General features: G+C 65.8%; 15 protein-coding genes. 8 read left to right on the forward strand and 7 right to left on the reverse strand.

The window, feature by feature from the left end; translation table 11 throughout:
- Positions 1–126: 126 nt before the first annotated feature.
- The 3 genes from ACVIHF_RS36975 to ACVIHF_RS36985 form a co-directional block, all read right to left on the reverse strand.
- The gene (locus tag ACVIHF_RS36975; protein WP_092083128.1) at positions 127–1,089 is read right to left on the reverse strand and encodes an acetyl-CoA carboxylase carboxyltransferase subunit alpha; all 963 of its coding nucleotides are present in this window, start codon (positions 1,087–1,089) and stop codon (positions 127–129) included.
- Between the two features lie 289 nt (positions 1,090–1,378).
- Positions 1,379–2,362 (reverse strand): site-specific tyrosine recombinase XerD, encoded by a 984-nt coding sequence (xerD, locus tag ACVIHF_RS36980; RefSeq protein ID WP_057015546.1) that lies wholly within the window; start codon positions 2,360–2,362, stop codon positions 1,379–1,381.
- Positions 2,363–2,378: 16 nt separating this feature from the next.
- Positions 2,379–2,525 carry a hypothetical protein gene (locus tag ACVIHF_RS36985; RefSeq protein ID WP_016843561.1) on the reverse strand — a complete coding sequence of 49 codons (147 nt, stop codon included), beginning with the start codon at positions 2,523–2,525 and terminating at the stop codon, positions 2,379–2,381.
- Between the two features lie 145 nt (positions 2,526–2,670).
- Here ACVIHF_RS36985 and ACVIHF_RS36990 point away from each other — a divergent pair, with 145 nt between their 5' ends.
- The 3 genes from ACVIHF_RS36990 (at position 2,671) to ACVIHF_RS37000 (ending at position 5,869) form a co-directional block, all read left to right on the forward strand.
- Positions 2,671–3,291, forward strand: a complete 621-nt coding sequence (locus tag ACVIHF_RS36990) for a shikimate kinase (RefSeq protein WP_076824827.1) — start codon at positions 2,671–2,673, stop codon at positions 3,289–3,291.
- 10 nt (positions 3,292–3,301) lie between these two features.
- Positions 3,302–4,444: a 3-dehydroquinate synthase gene (gene aroB, locus ACVIHF_RS36995; protein ID WP_253606070.1), complete on the forward strand. Its 1,143-nt coding sequence runs from the start codon at positions 3,302–3,304 to the stop codon at positions 4,442–4,444.
- Positions 4,445–4,561: 117 nt separating this feature from the next.
- The gene (locus ACVIHF_RS37000) at positions 4,562–5,869 is read left to right on the forward strand and encodes an HlyC/CorC family transporter (protein WP_057015543.1); all 1,308 of its coding nucleotides are present in this window, start codon (positions 4,562–4,564) and stop codon (positions 5,867–5,869) included.
- Between the two features lie 176 nt (positions 5,870–6,045).
- Here ACVIHF_RS37000 and ACVIHF_RS37005 read toward each other — a convergent pair whose 3' ends face one another.
- Together ACVIHF_RS37005 and ACVIHF_RS37010 are read right to left on the reverse strand one after the other, a co-directional pair.
- Positions 6,046–6,495 (reverse strand): hypothetical protein, encoded by a 450-nt coding sequence (locus ACVIHF_RS37005; protein WP_057015542.1) that lies wholly within the window; start codon positions 6,493–6,495, stop codon positions 6,046–6,048.
- 118 nt (positions 6,496–6,613) lie between these two features.
- The gene (locus tag ACVIHF_RS37010; RefSeq protein WP_028338206.1) at positions 6,614–6,889 is read right to left on the reverse strand and encodes a BolA family protein; all 276 of its coding nucleotides are present in this window, start codon (positions 6,887–6,889) and stop codon (positions 6,614–6,616) included.
- Positions 6,890–6,998: 109 nt separating this feature from the next.
- On the opposite strand from ACVIHF_RS37010, the gene ACVIHF_RS37015 reads away from it, so the two are divergent.
- Positions 6,999–7,637 carry a J domain-containing protein gene (locus ACVIHF_RS37015; RefSeq protein ID WP_028338207.1) on the forward strand — a complete coding sequence of 213 codons (639 nt, stop codon included), beginning with the start codon at positions 6,999–7,001 and terminating at the stop codon, positions 7,635–7,637.
- 198 nt (positions 7,638–7,835) lie between these two features.
- On the opposite strand, the gene ACVIHF_RS37020 is transcribed toward ACVIHF_RS37015, so the two are convergent.
- Positions 7,836–8,930, reverse strand: a complete 1,095-nt coding sequence (locus tag ACVIHF_RS37020) for a citrate synthase/methylcitrate synthase (protein WP_456793446.1) — start codon at positions 8,928–8,930, stop codon at positions 7,836–7,838.
- 76 nt (positions 8,931–9,006) lie between these two features.
- Here ACVIHF_RS37020 and ACVIHF_RS37025 point away from each other — a divergent pair, with 76 nt between their 5' ends.
- Positions 9,007–10,230 carry a citrate synthase family protein gene (locus ACVIHF_RS37025; protein WP_253606078.1) on the forward strand — a complete coding sequence of 408 codons (1,224 nt, stop codon included), beginning with the start codon at positions 9,007–9,009 and terminating at the stop codon, positions 10,228–10,230.
- A 60-nt stretch (positions 10,231–10,290) separates the two neighbouring features.
- Here the strand turns inward: ACVIHF_RS37025 and ACVIHF_RS37030 are convergent, their stop codons facing one another.
- The gene (locus ACVIHF_RS37030) at positions 10,291–10,953 is read right to left on the reverse strand and encodes a DedA family protein (protein ID WP_225646908.1); all 663 of its coding nucleotides are present in this window, start codon (positions 10,951–10,953) and stop codon (positions 10,291–10,293) included.
- Positions 10,954–11,245: 292 nt separating this feature from the next.
- Here ACVIHF_RS37030 and cobS point away from each other — a divergent pair, with 292 nt between their 5' ends.
- Genes cobS through cobT form a run of 3 tightly spaced genes read left to right on the forward strand, consistent with a single transcriptional unit; the run spans position 11,246 to position 14,553 of the window.
- Positions 11,246–12,244 carry a cobaltochelatase subunit CobS gene (gene cobS, locus ACVIHF_RS37035; protein ID WP_057015539.1) on the forward strand — a complete coding sequence of 333 codons (999 nt, stop codon included), beginning with the start codon at positions 11,246–11,248 and terminating at the stop codon, positions 12,242–12,244.
- A 3-nt stretch (positions 12,245–12,247) separates the two neighbouring features.
- Complete coding sequence (locus ACVIHF_RS37040; protein WP_028343272.1) at positions 12,248–12,658, forward strand: GNAT family N-acetyltransferase; 411 nt, start codon at positions 12,248–12,250, stop codon at positions 12,656–12,658.
- Positions 12,655–14,553 carry a cobaltochelatase subunit CobT gene (gene cobT / locus ACVIHF_RS37045; protein WP_028343273.1) on the forward strand — a complete coding sequence of 633 codons (1,899 nt, stop codon included), beginning with the start codon at positions 12,655–12,657 and terminating at the stop codon, positions 14,551–14,553. The genes ACVIHF_RS37040 and cobT overlap by 4 nt, the downstream gene beginning before the upstream one ends.
- Position 14,554: the final 1 nt, after the last annotated feature.

The following is a 14,554-nucleotide window of genomic DNA, read 5'->3' on the forward strand; positions in this document are numbered from 1 at the left end:
ACCTGAACCGGGGCGGACAGCCCTCACGGTAGCAGGCATGGTTCAAGGAATGTTAAAGACCCGGCTCGGGGCCCAATTAGGGCAAAATTGGTCGATTTGGGCGAAAAATCGGGCGGTTTGGGCGCCTCAGCCGAGCTTGCGGCCGATATCGAGAAACTTCTGGCGCCGCTGTTTGCGAATCGCGTCCGGATCAAGATTTCGTAGGTCGTTGAGCGCCTGGGCGATGGCATCGCCCGTGGTCGCGATCATCGCGCCCGGGTCGCGATGAGCGCCGCCGGAGGGCTCCTTCAGGATCTGGTCGATCACGCCGAAGCGCAGCATGTCCTGGGCGGTGATCTTCATGCTGTTGGCGGCTTCCTGCGCCTTGGTGCCGTCGCGCCACAGGATCGAGGATGCCGCCTCCGGCGAGATCACGCTGTAGATCGCGTGCTCCATCATCAGGACGCGGTTCGCCGTGGTGATGGCGATGGCGCCGCCCGACATGCCTTCGCCGGTGACGATCGCGACATTGGGCACACCGAGCGACAGGCAGGCGTCGGTCGAGCGCGCGATCGCCTCGGCCTGGCCGCGTTCCTCGGCGCCGATGCCGGGATAGGCGCCGGCGGAATCGACGATCGACAGCACCGGGATGCCGAACCGGTCGGCCATTTCCATCAGGCGCACCGCCTTGCGGTAGCCTTCGGGGCGCGCCATGCCGAAATTGTGCTTGATGCGGCTCTCGGTGGTGGCGCCCTTCTCCTGGCCGACCACACAGATGCTCTCGCCGCGGAAGCGGCCGAAGCCGCCGACCAGGGCCTCGTCGTCGGCGAATTTGCGGTCGCCGGCCATCGGCGTGAATTCGGTGATCAGGCCGCCGATGAAATCGGTGAAGTGCGGTCGCTGCGGATGCCGCGCCACCAGCGTCTTCTGCCACGGCGTCAGATTGGAATAGAGCTCGGTGAGCGCCTGCGCCGCCTTGTCCTCGATCCGCGCGACCTCGTCGCCGATGTCGCTGCCGCTCGCGGCAAGCGTGCGCAACTCGTCGATCTTGGATTCAAGCTCGGCGACAGGTTTTTCGAAGTCGAGATAGCTGCGCATCGGGTCGGGCATCAACTCAATATAGGGAAGATCGGTGCGAGGGGCGAAGCGGTTTCGGCGTCGGAAAGAGAAGCTTTGTAACTTCAAACGGTTAACGCGCATCCGGGTGGAATGCACGCTTCGGGATCGCAAGCAGGTGACGCTCTTTCTGCGGAGACGAAGCGGAAGTCAAGGCGGATCAGATGAAGGTATCGAGGTCTCCACGCGCGTAGCCCGGATGGAGCGAAGCGCAATCCGGGGAGCTATATCGACCGATATTCCATTCCCGGATTTCGCTGCGCTTCATCCGGGCTACGGATCCCTAGGACTTCTCCGCCAACGGATGCAGGTCGCGGACCAGGCTCTTCAGCCGCTCCTCGACCACATGGGTGTAGATCTGGGTGGTCGAGATGTCGGTGTGGCCGAGCAGGGTCTGCACGATGCGCAGGTCCGCGCCATTGTGCAGCAGATGGCTGGCAAACGCATGACGCAGCACGTGCGGGGAGACCAGCCGCGGCGCAAGGCCGGAGGCGCTCGCGAGCTCCTTCAGATCGCGGGCGAAATGCTGCCGGGTCAGATGGCCGCTCTCGCCGGAGGACGGAAACAGCCATTTCGCCGGCGCGGCCTTCTTCGCCTTCGGCTGCATCACCTCCAGCGCTGCGAGATAGTCTGCCATCGCCTGGCGCGAGGCGTCGTTCAGCGGCACCAGCCGCTCCTTGTTGCCCTTGCCGCGCACCACGATCATCCGCGCATCGCGCCGCGCCGCCGAGACCGGCAGCGACACCAGCTCGGAGACGCGCAGGCCGGTGGCGTAGAGCACCTCGAGCAGGCAATACAGCCGCAGCGCGCGCAGCCGCTGCGCCGGCGAGACGTCGGTCTGGGTCAGTTCCTTGGCGCGGGTCAGCATGCGGTCGACATCGGCGATCGACAGCACCTTGGGCAGGCCGCGGCCGCGCTTCGGGCCGGACAGGATCGCGGCCGGATCGTCGGTGCGGACCCGCTCATTGAGCAGGAAACGGTAGAGATGCCGCATCGCCGACAGCCGCCGCGCCACGCTGGTCGACTTGAAGCCTCTGACATCGAGGTCGGCGAGGTAGCCACGCAGCGTCTCGGTGTCGGCGCTGGTGAAATCGGCGCCGGCATGGGCGAGGTAGTCGGAGAAATCGGTGAGGTCGCGCCGGTAGGCGTCGAGCGTGTTGGCGCCTGCGCCCTGTTCCGCGGCGAGCATGTCGAGGAACAACGCGGTCAGTCTGGCGTCGGAGGACTTGGCGAGGGTCTTGGCGGGATTTTTGGCAGCAGCGGGCATGCCGGAATCATAGCGTCTATTTCTTGAGGAACTTATCCGGTGGGATGGTCACCGTCATTTCCCGCGGTTTCGGGTGCACGAAATTCGCCAGCGCGAAGACGATGCCGTAGCCGATCCCGAAAATCACGGCGACGACCGTCAGGAAGCGGAACAGGCTGGGCATGGAGGCGACTCGGGCGGCGAATTAACCAATGAAATCATCCAACATGTTCCCCGCGCGGTTGCAAGAGTCGCTGGTAAGGGTGTCGCCGGGGGTAGTATAGGTGGCTCGAATTCTGAACAATTCGTCCCAATATCCGAGCTTTTTGATGTCCGACGCAGCCGTACCGGCGCCCACCCACCCGACCCTGGAGGCCGACATCGCGGCCGCGCTGGGGACGCGGTCGATCGTGCTGGTCGGCATGATGGGGGCCGGCAAGTCGACCATCGGCCGGCGGGTGGCGGCGCGACTCAAGCTGCCGTTCACCGATGCCGACACCGAGATCGAGGCGGCGGCGGACATGACGATCCCGGAGATCTTCGAGAGCAAGGGCGAGCCGTATTTCCGCGACGGTGAGGCGCGGGTGATCGCCCGCATCCTCGGCAATGGCCCGGTCGTGCTGGCGACCGGCGGCGGCGCCTTCATGCGCGAGGAGACCCGCAACCGGATCCGCGACCGCGCGATCTCGATCTGGCTCAAGGCCGACAGTGATATCATCATGCGCCGGGTGCGCCGCCGCGCCGATCGTCCGCTGTTGCACACCCCCGACCCGGAGGCGACCGTCAACCGCCTGCTCAGCGAGCGCGAGCCGGTCTACGGCACCGCCGATTTGACGATTGCCTCGCGCGACGTGCCGCACGACCGCATCGTCGACGAATGCCTCGAGGCCCTGCATGCGCATCTGTGTGGTGCGCGTCCGGCCGACGAGCAACCACCTGTGATGGATTGAACGCGACCTCATGACTGCGCCCTTGAAACATTCCGCCTCCGTTACCGTCGACGTCGCGCTCGGCGACCGCGCCTATGACATCGTGATCGGCCGCGACGTGCTGCAGTCGCTCGGCGAGCGTGTCGCGGCGCTGCGGCCCGGCGTGCGTACCGCCATCGTCACCGACCGCACCGTCGCCAAGCACTGGCTGGAGCCGACCGAGGCATCGCTTGCCGCCGCCGGCGTGCCGACGTCGCGGATCGTCGTCGAGGAGGGCGAGGGCTCGAAGAGCTATGCCACGCTGACCGAGGTCAGCGAGGCGCTGATCGCGGCGAAGATCGAGCGCAATGACCTCGTCATCGCGCTCGGCGGCGGCGTGGTCGGCGATCTCGCCGGCTTCGCGGCCGCGATCCTGCGCCGCGGCGTCGATTTCGTGCAGGTGCCGACCTCGCTGCTGGCGCAGGTCGATTCCTCCGTCGGCGGCAAGACCGGCATCAACTCGCCGCAGGGCAAGAACCTGATCGGCGCATTCCACCAGCCGGTGCTGGTCATCGCCGACACCTCGGTGCTCGACACGCTGTCGCCGCGCCAGTTCCGCGCCGGCTACGCCGAGGTCGCGAAATACGGCATCCTCGGCGACGAGGCCTTCTTCGCCTGGCTCGAGAAGAACCACGCCGACATCTTCGCCGGCGGCGCCGGGCGCGAGCACGCGATCGCAACCTCCTGCCGCGCCAAGGCGGGCGTCGTCTCGCGCGACGAGCGCGAGACCGGCGAGCGGGCGCTGCTCAATCTCGGCCATACCTTCGGCCATGCGCTGGAAGCCGCAACCGGCTTCTCCGACCGGCTGTTCCACGGCGAGGGCGTCGCGGTCGGCATGGTGCTGGCGGCGGAATTCTCGGCGCAGCTCGGCATGATTTCGTCGGACGATGCGGGGCGCATCGCGCGTCATCTGTCCGCGGTCGGATTGCCGACGCGCCTGCAGGATATCGCAGGCTTCGCGCAGGAAGGCCTTGCCGACGCCGACGCGCTGCTGGCGCTGATGGCGCAGGACAAGAAGGTCAAGCGCGGCAAGCTCACCTTCATCCTGCTGGAGGCCGTCGGCCGCGCCGTGATCGCCAACAATGTCGAGCCGCAGCCGGTGCGCGACTTCCTGCAAGCCAAGCTGAAGGCCTAGACCGGGATGCCTTTCCTTCGGATCGTCATCCCGCTCTATCTTTTTGATTTGAGCATGATCTTTTCGGAAAACCGCTACACACTTTTCCGGATCATGCTCTAGCCACGGATCAGTTCAGTGGGATGGTTCACCTTCTCGATCGTGCTGCTCTGCCTGTTCATCTCGGCGTTTTTCGCGGCGAGTGAGACGGCGCTGACCGGCGCCTCGCGCGCCAGCATGCTGCGGCTGTCGAAGCAGGGCAACACCGATGCCGGTGTGGTCTCCAAGCTGGTCAACATGCGCGAGCGCATGATCGGCGCGCTGCTGCTCGGCAACAACATCGCCAATATCGGCGCCTCGGCGCTGGCGACCGGCGTGTTCACCGCCTGGTTTGGCGACGTCGGCGTGCTCTATGCCACCGCTGTCATGACCGTGATGGTCGTGGTGTTTGCCGAGGTGCTGCCCAAGACCATCGCGATCAACGCGCCCGACCGCATCTCGCTTTTGGTCGCGCGGCCGATGCGGCTGACGATCTTCGTGCTGGGGCCGCTGCTCACCATCATCGAGACCATCGTGCTGGCGCTGATGAAGCTGCTCGGCATCAAGGTCGGGGCGCATCAGGCGGTGCTGTCGCCGACCGAACGTCTGCGCGGTGCGGTCGATCTGTTGCATCACGAGGGCAAGGTCGAGAAGCAGGATCGCGACATGCTCGGCGGGTTGCTGGATCTCAGCGAGCTGCAGGTCTCCGACGTCATGGTCCATCGCACCGAGATGACCATGGTCAACGCCGACCTGCCGCCCGAGGAACTGGTGCGCGAGGTGCTGGCGAGCGAATACACCCGCATCCCGCTGTGGCGGGAGAAGCCGGAGAACATCGTCGGCGTGCTCCACGCCAAGGACCTGCTGCGCGCGATGCGCGCCAACGAGGGTGACATGTCGGCGATCGATGCCTCCGCGATCGCGCTGCCGCCCTGGTTCGTGCCGGAGATGCGTCCGGTCTCCGAACAGCTGAAGGCGTTCCGTCGCCGCAAGACCCACTTCGCCCTCGTGGTCGACGAGTATGGCGAGGTCGAAGGCATGGTGACGCTGGAGGACATCCTGGAGGAGATCGTCGGCGACATCTCCGACGAGCATGACGTCGTCGTTGCCGGCGTGCGGGCGCAGCCGGACGGCTCGGTCGTGGTCGACGGCTCGGTACCGATCCGCGATCTCAACCGCGCGATGGACTGGCGCCTGCCGGACGAGGAGGCGACCACCGTCGCCGGCCTCGTGATCCACGAGGCGCGCTCGATCCCGGAGCGCGGCCAGAGCTTCACCTTCCACGGCTTCCGCTTCCGCGTGCTCCGCCGCGAGCGCAACCGCATCACCGCGCTGCGCATCGTCGCCGTCCCGCGCGAGGCCGAGCTGGAGGAGAAGAAGCCGAAGCGGGCGGGGACGGCGTTCTAGTTCGAGTTGGCCAGTCTCCTAGCACCGTCACCCTGAGGAGCGCGCATCGCGCGCGTCTCGAAGGGTCGACGGCCCGGCCGGTGGCCGTGCATCCTTCGCGACGCCGCTTCGCGGCTCCTCCAGCGACAAAGGCGCAGCCTTTGCGCGGGGATGACGGATCAGGCAGCGCCGTGGACCTACTCGATATCGATCGAGATGCCCGACAGCTTCCAGGCGCCGTCGGAGGGGATGAAGCCGAGCTGATACTTCACCTGCTTGGGCGTGGTGTCGAAATGTCCCTTCAGCCGCAGCACGCCCTTGTCGTCGATCTTGGCGTCCTCGTCGAGAACGATCGGCTTGGCGACTACGGCGTCGAACACCGCGTGCTTGTCGACCAGATCCTTGAAGATGGTCTTGAGCTTGTCGGGCGGAAACTGGTCCCGGAACGGCTTTGAGATCTTGGCGTGGAACACGGTGAAATTGTTCGCGGCCACCGCATCGTTGAGCGAGACCAGGATGCTCTTGATCAGCACCTCCTGGACGAACGGGCTCGGCATGTCCAGCGCCGAGGCCGGGCGCATCGCGCAGATCAGGAGCAGGCCGGCGGCGGTGACGATCGACCGGAAACGTGGCCAGCAAGGGATCATCAATGGCCCCATATCATGCGTGGCGGTGCAATCCGTAGTTTCACCTGCTCACCTATGGAGCAGGTCCATCCTGTTCTCATAGAGGAAAACCACCGCTTCGTCTTGAGGCAAGCGCGAACTAGCGCGGCTTTTCCCCGGGGCCGTGGGCGTGGATCGCCAGAGCATGCACCGAGCCGGCGAGTTCCTGCGCCAGCGTCGCATTTATCATGCGATGGCGTTCGATCCGGCTCTTCCCTTCGAAGGCCGGAGACACAATATATACCCGAAAGTGCGTCTCCCCGCCTGGCCTGTGGCCGGCGTGGCCCTCATGCAGATGTGACTCATCGACGACGTCGAGGCTTTCCGGCAAGAAAGCTTCACGCAACTTGTTTATGATAGCGTCTTTGGTGCTCATGGCGGCGGAGTTAGGTTCGCGACAGCTTTTCGTCAATGGTGCAAGCGGGAAACGAGGTCCGCGCAATGTCAAGACTTGAAGATTTGTGCATTGCGTAGTCAAAGAGAACATGCCGATCGATTCATCAAAATTCTTCGACTCCATTCGCATCAAGCCGACCAAGGTCAGTGCGAAGCGCCAGGCGCAGGCCGGCGAGCAGGCCGTGACCTGCGAGTGGGCGGGTTGCCAGAACAAGGGCGCGCATCGCGCCCCGAAAGGCCGCGAGAATTCACGCGAGTATTGGCACTTCTGTCTCGACCACGTCCGTGAATACAACCAGTCCTACAATTTCTTCCAGGGTATGAATCCTGACGACGTCGCGCGCTACCAGAAGGACGCGCTGACCGGCCACCGTCCGACCTGGAAGATGGGCGCCAACAACGGCAAGAAGGGCGAGAGCGGTCTCGATGCCGCCTCCGATCCGTTCCACGTATTCTCCGAGCTCAACGGCCGCGGCCGCTGGCGCCCCGGACCGGGTGGCGCGGAGCCCAAGCCCGAGACCCGCAAGGTCATGAACGCCGAGCGCAAGGCGCTGCAGGTGATGGGGCTCGGGGCCGAGGCGACGCTCGAAGACGTCAAGTCGAAGTACAAGGCGCTGGTCAAGCAGCACCATCCCGACGCCAATGGCGGCGACCGCTCCACCGAGGATCGCCTGATCGAGATCATCAAGGCGTACAATTATCTGAAGACCGTGGTGCGCGAGGCCTGAAGTCTTGCCTCCGTCGCCCCTGCCTAGTGCGCAGTTGCGCACGGGAGCAGGGGCCCATAACCACCGGCCGTTCTCGTTTGCACAAGATGTCTACCCGATTGCCCCATTGTCGGGCCGCGGCGTATGGGTCCCTGCTTTCGCAGGGACGACGGCGGAATATGTAGCTCCGCCGTCGCAAGCGTTGAAACGGTCTAGCTCTCACCCGTTCGGCACTGCCCCGACATAGGACGAACTCGGCCGGATCAGGCGCCCGGTGCGCCGCTGCTCCAGGGCGTGCGCGGTCCAGCCGGCGGCGCGCGCGGTGGCAAAGATCGGCGTGAACGCCTGCCGCGGGATTTCCAGCCCGTCGAGCAGGATCGCGGTGAAGAACTCGACATTGGTCTCGAGCGGCCGCTCCGGATTCTTTTTCCGCAGCGCCTCGCGGATGTAAGCCTCGACCTCGCCGGCAAATGGCAGGTCGGCACCACTGGCCTCGAGGCGCTCGACCGCGACCTTCAGCACGTCGGCGCGCGGGTCGCGCACGCGATAGACGCGGTGACCGAATCCCATCAGCCGTTCGCCGTGCGCCAGCGCGCCGTCGACCCAGGGCTTGATCCGCTCGCGCGTGCCGATCGCGTCCAGCATTTCGAGCACCGGCTCAGGTGCGCCGCCATGCAGCGGGCCGGTCAGCGCGCAATAGCCGCCGGTGATCGCCGCGAACAGGTCGGCCTGCGTCGAGGCGATCACCCGCGTGGTGAAGGTCGACGCATTCATGCCGTGGTCGCAGACCGTGACGAGATAGGCGTCGAGCGCGGCGACCTCGCGCGGCTCGACCTTGCGGCCCAGCAGCATCCGCAGCGTGTCGGCGGCGTGGCCGGCATTCGGGTCCGGCGCGATCGGGTCGTGTCCCTTGGCGTGCCGGACCAGGGCGCCCGCAATCACCGGGAAGGCGCCGACGATGGTCGCCTCATGCTCAAGCCCGTTCTCGCCGCGCAGGCCCGCGATCGCGGCCCGGAAGCCGTCGACGATCGACATGCCGCGCGTCGCCGGCAGCAGGTCCGGCAGGCGGGCGAAGGCGCGTTCGCGGGCGGCGCCGAGGCTGGCGCGGACATTGGCTTCACTCAGCGACTTGCCGGTAGCGCCGTTCCACAGCCGCGCCGTGACGCCCTCGAAGCTCGACTTGCCCGCGAGGTCGGCGACGTGCTCGCCGGCGATGATCAATTCGCCGCGCTCGCCGTCGACATGGCTCAACACGGTCTCGGCGGCAGGAACGCCGTCCAGACCGATCTGGCTCTTGGTGAGGTGCATATTCATGGCCTGATCTCCTTGCTTCACCCCTTCAAGGTCAGGCCTCTCGACGAGTTGATCAATCTTGATTATATAAATCAATATGAAAAAATCCGCCGAGCTTTACCTCTCCGCTCGCGAAGCCGCCGCCGAGCTCGCGATCTCGCCGGCGACCCTCTACGCCTATGTCAGCCGCGGGCTGATCCGCTCCGAGCCGTCGCTGGATTCGCGCAGCCACCGCTACCGCGCCGAGGACATCAGGGGGTTGAAGGAGCGCCGCGTGCCGTCGCCGGAGCCGCGCGGCTTCCGTAATTTCGACGCCGATCTGCCGGTGATGGATTCGGCGATCGCGACCATCACCGAGCAGGGCCCGATCTATCGCGGCGTCAACTGCGTCGAGCTCGCTGAGCGCGACACACTGGAGCACACCGCGACGTTGCTGTGGGATGTCACCGGCGTCGATCCGTTCGCACCGGACAATTGCCCGCACGTCTCGGACGAAATGCGCGCGATCGCCGAAGCCGCGCGCCGCGCCCAGCCGATCGACCGCACGGTCGCGGTGCTGGCGCTGGCGGCAAGTGCCGATCCCGGCGCCTTCACGCGCGCGCCCGACGGCCGCGCCATGGTCGGCGGCCGCATCCTGCGGCTGCTGGTCGCGACCATGCTGAACGCTACGCCATCGAACGAGCCGCTGCACGAGCAGGTGGCGCAGGTTTGGACGCCAGGCAACAAGCACGCGCCCGACCTGATCCGCCGCGCGCTGGTGCTGCTCGCCGATCACGAACTGAATGCGTCGACCTTCACCGCACGCTGCGCGGCATCGACCGGGCTCAATCTGTACGACGCTGTCATTGCGGGTCTCGTCGCGCTGAAAGGACCGATGCATGGCGGCGCCGGCGTGCTCGCCTCGCGCCTCGTCAAGACGATGCTCGATAGTGACGTTGCGCCGGTGGTCCGCGAGCGCGTCGCGCTTGGCGAGCGTTTCGCCGGCTTCGGGCACGGCGTCTACAAGAAGGGCGATCCGCGGGCGATCTCGCTGCTCGAGGCGCTGACGCGGGCCGGCGCGCCGCGGAAATTCACCAGGGAAGTGCCGGAGCGGATCGCGGAAGCGACCGGCGAATTCGTCAACATCGATTACGCGCTGGCGGTGCTGGTGCATGCGCTGCGGATGCCGGCGGGCAGCGAGCTGGCGCTGTTTGCGATGGCCCGCAGCGTCGGCTGGATCGCACATGCCAGCGAGCAGCTTCAGCTCGGCAAGTTGATCAGGCCTCGCGCGCGCTATGTCGGTCCGGCGCCCGGGCGGGCGGGAACGACCAACAGCATCTAGCGCATGATCCGGAAAAGTGGAGACCGGTTTTCCGAGAAGATCATGCGCAAGTGAAAGGAATTATTTCGCCGGCTTGGCCGGTTCGATCAGGCTGCCGCCGTGCCGGCGGCGGATGGTCCAGACGGCCAGCGCCAGGATCACGGCGCCGCCCGCGACCGCAAACATCCACAGATGCTTGCCGACATGGCCATGATGCGGCAGGCCGGCATAGTCATGCAGCGCGGTGACGGCGAGCACGCCGGGCAGCACATGCGCCGGCGCCCAGAGCAGGATCGCGGGGATGTTGACCGCGTAGAAGCGCACCGGCGGCATGTCGAGCGCGCCGGCCGTGATCGGCACGAAGGCGCGGATCGGCGGCACGAAGCGGGCGAAGAACACCGCGAGCACGCCCCAGCGGTTGAAGAAGGCCTCGCTCTGCGCGACCACGCGCGGGTAGTTGGAAAGCGGCCAGGCCGACAGGATCTCGCGCTGGCTGCGGTGGCCGATCAGGTAGGCGGTGCCGTCGCCGAGCATCGCGCCGGCGGCCGCCGCGGCGAGCACCGGCAACAGCTTTAATTCGCCGCCCGGCACCAGCGCGCTCAACGCCAGGATGATGGTCGACCCCGGCACCAGGGAGCCGACCACCGGCACCGCCTCCAGCAGGGCGGCCAGAAACAGCGTCAGATAGGCAAGCCAGGCATGGGCCGAAACGAACGCGATCAAAGGGTCAAGGAATGAAGTCACAAAATTCCCATGTGGCGGTGTTATCGATTTGAGAGCTAACAACTCCCCGCCGGGCTGAAAAGTGCCCGGCCCGGGCCGGCCGTCGTGGTGCTGCGGCAAAAGTACGGCGGGATTTGCAGGGCAGCCTTCCAAAAACCGAGTTTCGCTCCTATCTTTATGATAGAACAACGGAACTTTGATTTGCTCGCGGGCTTCTGCCAACCGTTGCTCTCTGCTAGGCTTATGCGAAGCACCCCATCCGCAGCCAAACGATTAATCTGGTTTCGGGAACGCCCGCGACCTCGGAGGATGAATGACGACCGCCGTCCAGACCAAAGCTCAGGAACCCGTCGGCTTGCCCGACATGAAGGTGTCGGTCCGGCAGGTCTTCGGGATCGATAGCGACCTGGAAGTTCCCGCCTATTCCGAAGTCGATCCGCATGTGCCGGAAGTCGACAGCGACTACCGCTTCGACCGCGCCACCACGCTCGCGATCCTCGCGGGCTTTGCCAAGAACCGCCGCGTGATGGTCACCGGCTATCACGGCACCGGCAAGTCCACCCACATCGAGCAGGTTGCGGCCCGCCTCAACTGGCCCTGCGTGCGCGTCAACCTCGACAGCCACATCAGCCGTATCGACCTCGTCGGCAAGGACGCGATCGTGGTCAAGGAAGGCAAGCAGGTCACCGAATTCCGCGACGGCATCCTGCCCTGGGCGCTGCAGCACAATATCGCGCTGGTGTTCGACGAATACGACGCCGGCCGCCCGGACGTGATGTTCGTGATTCAGCGCGTGCTGGAAGTCTCCGGCCGCCTGACGCTGCTCGACCAGAACAAGGTGATCAAGCCGCATCCGGCGTTCCGCCTGTTCTCGACCGCCAACACGGTCGGCCTCGGCGATACCTCGGGCCTCTATCACGGCACCCAGCAGATCAACCAGGGCCAGATGGACCGCTGGTCGATCGTCACCACGCTGAACTACCTCGCCCATGACGAGGAAGTGGAGATCGTGCTGGCGAAGGCGAAGCACTATCGCACCCAGGAAGGCCGCGACATCGTCAACAAGATGGTGCGGCTGGCGGATCTCACCCGCAACGCGTTCGCCAACGGCGACCTGTCGACGGTGATGAGCCCGCGCACGGTGATCACCTGGGCCGAGAACGCCGACATCTTCAGCGACATCGGCTTCGCGTTCCGCGTCACCTTCCTCAACAAGTGTGACGAGCTGGAACGGCCGCTGGTCGCCGAGTTCTACCAGCGCTGCTTCAACGTCGAGCTGCCGGAATCCTCGGTCAACGTGGCGCTCAGCTAGTCCATGCCGAAAATCTCCGTCGAGCGCACAGTCACACAGACGAAGAAAGCGGTGCTCGGCGGATTGCTCCACTACAACAACGAGAAGATGGGGAAGCAGAAGTACAAGCGCTTCGCCATCTCGCTGCGGCAAGGCGACGAGATTGTCGGCGGCATCGTCGGCGAGGTCTGGACCGCGGTGTTGTTCATCCAGTTGTTCTGGATGGAGCAGAAGTTTCGCAACAAGGGCTTTGGCGCGAAGCTGATCAAGGCGATCGAGGACGAGGCGCGGCGCTTCGGAGCGACGCGATCCTATCTGGATACGATGAGCTTCCAGGCGCCGGGCTTCTACCGCGCCAACGGATATAAAGAGTTCGGTTCGATTGAGGGGTATCCCGGCGGCGTAACGCGCCATTGGTTTACGAAATCGCTATGACAACCTCCAACATCAAATTCCGTCCCGGATCCAAGGAAGCGCCGACCGAGCCGTTCAAGCGCTCGGTGTCGGCGTGCCTGAAGGCGATCGCCAAGAAGCCGGAGCTCGAGGTCTCCTTCGCCGCCGAGCGCCCGGGGCTCGCGCCCGGCAAGGCGCGGCTGCCGGAGCCGGCGCGCAAGATGACCAAGCGCGATGCGGCGATCGTGCGCGGCCACGCCGATTCGATCGCGCTCAAGATCGCCTGTCACGATCCCAAGGTGCATCGCAAGCTGATGCCGGGTAACCCGCAGGCGCGCGGCGTGTTCGAGGCGGTCGAGCAGGCGCGCGTCGAGGCGATCGGTTCGCGGCGGATGGCGGGCGTCGCGAAGAACCTCACCGCGATGCTCGACGATCATTTCCACCGCGGCAAGTATGACGAGATCACCGATCGCGCCGACGCGCCGCTGTCGGATGCGCTGGCGATGCTGGTGCGCGAACGTCTCACCGGCATGGCGCCGCCCGCGGCCGCCAAGAAGATGGTCGATCTCTGGCGTCCGACCCTGGAGGACAAGATCGGCTCGCGGCTCGACAAGCTCAGCCGTTTCACCGAGGACCAGGCGAGGTTCGGCGACCTCGTCCATGATCTGCTGTCGGCGCTCGATCTCGGCGACGACCGCAACATGGATTCGGACGATGACGACGACCAGGACGAGAACCAGGACGGCGAGAGCGATCAGTCCGGCGCCGAGGGCTCGCCCGACTCCGATGCCGCGCAGGAGATGAGCGCCGACCAGGCGCAGACGTCAGCGGAAGAGATGAGCGAAAGCGCGATGGAGAGCGCGCAGGCCTCCACGTCTGATACGTTCGACGACGGCGAGCTCGGCGACGACGAGACGCCGGGCGAGGCGACGCGGCCGAATGCGCGCGGACAGAACGAGCCGCGCGGTCCGGAATATCACGCCTTCGCGCCGAAGTTCGACGAGGTGATCGCCGCCGAAGACCTTTGCGATCACGACGAGCTCGAGCGGCTGCGCTCCTATCTCGACAAGCAGCTCGCGCATCTGCAGGGCATCGTGGCGCGGCTCGCCAACCGCTTGCAGCGTCGGCTGATGGCGCAGCAGAACCGCGCCTGGGATTTCGATCTCGAGGAGGGCATCCTCGATCCGGCGCGGCTGTCGCGCGTCGTCACCGATCCCTATCATCCGCTATCCTTCATGCATGAGAAGGAGGCGACCTTCCGCGACACCGTGGTGACGCTGCTGCTGGATAACTCCGGCTCGATGCGCGGCCGCCCGATCACGGTCGCCGCCACCTGCGCCGACATTCTGGCGCGCACGCTGGAGCGGTGCGGCGTCAAGGTCGAGATCCTCGGCTTCACCACGCGCGCCTGGAAGGGCGGGCAGTCGCGCGAGGCGTGGCTCGCGGCCGGCAAGCCGGCCAATCCGGGCCGCCTCAACGATCTCAGGCACATCATCTACAAGTCGGCTGACGCACCTTGGCGTCGCGCGCGGAAAAACCTCGGGCTGATGATGCGCGAAGGCCTGCTCAAGGAGAACATCGACGGCGAGGCGCTCGACTGGGCGCACAAGCGCTTGCTCGCGCGCCCCGAGCAGCGCCGCATCCTGATGATGATCTCCGACGGCGCGCCGGTCGACGACTCCACGCTGTCGGTCAATCCCGGCAACTATCTCGAGCGGCATCTGCGTCACATCATCGACGAGATCGAGACCCGCTCGCCGGTCGAGCTGATCGCGATCGGCATCGGTCACGACGTGACGCGCTACTATCGCCGCGCCGTGACCATCGTGGACGCCGAAGAGCTTGGCGGCGCCATCACCGAAAAGCTCGCCGAGCTGTTCAGCGAGACCCACGGCTCGGCGCCCGCGCCGGGCATCCGGCGCCGCCTCCACTCGTGAG

It is taken from the genome of Bradyrhizobium sp. USDA 4506 (assembly GCF_054058795.1).